The 2,241-nt window shown below is 63.7% G+C and carries 4 protein-coding genes; 3 read left to right on the top strand and 1 reads right to left on the bottom strand.

The genetic code is table 11. The annotated features are described in order from the left end of the window. The 3 genes from EOA29_RS33775 to EOA29_RS33765 all read left to right on the top strand — a co-directional run. On the top strand, window positions 1-650 hold a 650-nt coding region (locus tag EOA29_RS33775), incomplete at its 5' end, for a fatty acid desaturase (protein WP_189479078.1). A gap of 28 nt (window positions 651-678) precedes the next feature. Next, window positions 679-993: a MocE family 2Fe-2S type ferredoxin gene (locus EOA29_RS33770; protein ID WP_126092973.1), complete on the top strand. Its 315-nt coding sequence runs from the start codon at window positions 679-681 to the stop codon at window positions 991-993. A 32-nt stretch (window positions 994-1,025) separates the two neighbouring features. Then, on the top strand, window positions 1,026-1,829 hold the full coding sequence (locus EOA29_RS33765) for a 3-methyl-2-oxobutanoate hydroxymethyltransferase (protein ID WP_126092974.1): 804 nt from the start codon (window positions 1,026-1,028) through the stop codon (window positions 1,827-1,829). Between the two features lie 25 nt (window positions 1,830-1,854). Here the strand turns inward: EOA29_RS33765 and EOA29_RS33760 are convergent. Continuing rightward, the coding region (locus EOA29_RS33760; RefSeq protein WP_189479077.1) for an aromatic amino acid lyase at window positions 1,855-2,241 on the bottom strand (387 nt) is incomplete at its 5' end.

The following is a 2,241-nucleotide window of genomic DNA, read 5'->3' as shown; positions in this document are numbered from 1 at the left end:
AGATCGCCGTGATGCGCCCGCCGGACCTCATCAAGGCGGCGCTGGCCTTCACCGGCATCCTCGACTTCCGCTATTCGCTGCCGACGCTCGTGCGCCAGGCCTTCGGCAAATTGTCGGATGACGAGAAGAGCTACATCCCGGAGATGGAGCAGCATAAGGCGGTGGTAGCGGCGCGCTGGCATATGGTCGTGTATGCCGCGACGATCGCTGCCGCGATCGCGCTTAAATCATGGATACCGCTGGTGCTGATCGGCCTGCCACGGCTCTACGGCACCTGGCACATGGTGATGACCGGGCTTTTGCAGCATATCGGGCTGGCCGACAACGTCGTCGACCACCGGCTCAACTCGCGCACCGTCCACATGAACCCGGTCAGCCGGTTCATCTACTGGAACATGAACTACCATGTCGAGCACCACATGTTCCCGATGGTGCCCTATCACGCGCTGCCGAAGCTCCACGAACTGATCAAGCACGACCTGCCGAAACCGAACCCGTCGATGTGGCACGCCTATCGCGAGGTCTGGCCGGTGCTGCTCAGGCAGCTCAAATATGAGGATTACTACCTCAAGCGCGAATTGCCGCCTACGGCCAGGCCCTATCGCGGCGAGTTCCACGAGGTCGATATGGCGACGGCCGCCGCCAAATAGGTGGCGCGTTGCAGCTCGGAGAAAGACGATGGCGGTGTGGGTTGAAGCATGCGCGGTGGACGACGTGGATGAGGAGGACGTGATCCGCTTCGACCATGGCGGCCGCACCTTCGCGATCTACCGCTCGCCTGACGACGAGTTCTTCGCCACCGACGGCTTCTGCACGCATGAAAAGGCGCATCTGGCCGACGGGCTGGTGATGGACGACATTATCGAGTGCCCCAAGCACAATGGCCGCTTCAACTACAAGACCGGCCAGGCCAAGGGCGCGCCGGTCTGCGTCAACCTCAGGACCTATCCGGTGAAGATCGAGGCCGACAAGGTGATGATCAATATCGATTGAAAGCCGCCAGACAGAAAAGACAGGATATACCGATGAGCCGAAAGAGACCGACCGTCGCCGACCTGCGCGCCATGAAGGGCAAGCGGCAATTGACCATGCTGCGCGTGCTGACGCTCGACGAGGCCGAAGCCGCCGAGCGCGCCGGCATCGACATCGTCTCGGTGCCGCCCGAACTGGTGCTCAATCCACAGTACCGCGACGCCGCCCCCAGCCTCTTCACGATGCCGGGCGACAATTTCTACGAGATCGGCACGGCGGACGATTTCCTGCGCTGGGCCTTCCGCCTCTACAAGGCAGGCGCCGACGCGGTCTATTGCAGCGCCGGCTACGCCACGATCAAGCGCATGGCCGACGACGCAATCCCCGTCATCGGACATGTCGGCCTCATTCCTTCCCGCGCAACCTGGACCGGCGGCTTCAGGGCCGTCGGCAAGACCGCCGATACCGCCATGCAGGTGTTCGATGCGGTGAAGCAACTCGAGGCCGCCGGCGCGATCGGCGCCGAGATCGAAGTCGTGCCGGTCGAGGTGGCGAAGACGATCTCCGAGCGCACCTCGCTGATCATGCTGTCGATGGGCGCCGGTACTGGCTGTGACGCGCAGTACCTGTTTGCAGAAGACATTCTCGGCACCAATCGCGGTCACATGCCTCGCCACTCGAAGGTCTACCGCAACTTCGCCGCCGAATACGATCGGCTGCAGCAGGAACGCATCGCGGCGTTTTCCGAATATGTAGCCGACGTCAACAGCGGCGCCTATCCGGAAGACAGGCATATCGTGCATATGGATCCCGGCGAGCTCACCCTTTTCATGAAGAAGATGGACGGAAAGGCTTGAGCGGGCGGCGTTTGGCCTGCTGTCGCTAGGCTTGCCAACTCCCATCGGCGAGCGCGGCATGGAGCGCGTCGGCGTTAGGTCCGAGCGGCCGGTCTTCCTTGAGCGTCGGCACATGCGCGCGCACAGCCGCGTGGATCACGCCGGTGGCCGGCGCCAGTGTCAGCCCTTCGCGCAGGTCGACCGCCTGCGCCGCCGCCATCAGTTCGAGGGCGATCAGGCGCCGCCACAGCGCGATCATCTCGGCGCATTTGGCGACGGCAAGCGGCGTTTGGGTGGCGTGGTCCTCCACGCCCTCGGATACGGGCAGGAAGTCGAGCATCACAGGATTGGCCTTGTGGCGGATGCCGGCCAGGATCGCCGTCACCGTCTTCTGCAGCGGCACGAAGCCGGCGGAGGCGCCGCCGAACGGCGA

This window comes from Mesorhizobium sp. M1E.F.Ca.ET.063.01.1.1 (assembly GCF_003998155.1).
Classification (GTDB): Bacteria; Pseudomonadota; Alphaproteobacteria; order Rhizobiales; family Rhizobiaceae; genus Mesorhizobium.
The sequence above is the reverse complement of the archived record's forward strand: the minus strand, read 5'-3'. Positions and strand labels throughout refer to the sequence as shown.

What these genes read in the sequence shown, in the direction of transcription:
- EOA29_RS33770 (WP_126092973.1), top strand. Translation starts at nt 679, where the DNA reads ATGGCGGTGTGGGTTGAAGCATGCGCGGTGGACGACGTGGATGAGGAG.
- EOA29_RS33765 (WP_126092974.1), top strand. Translation starts at nt 1,026, where the DNA reads ATGAGCCGAAAGAGACCGACCGTCGCCGACCTGCGCGCCATGAAGGGC.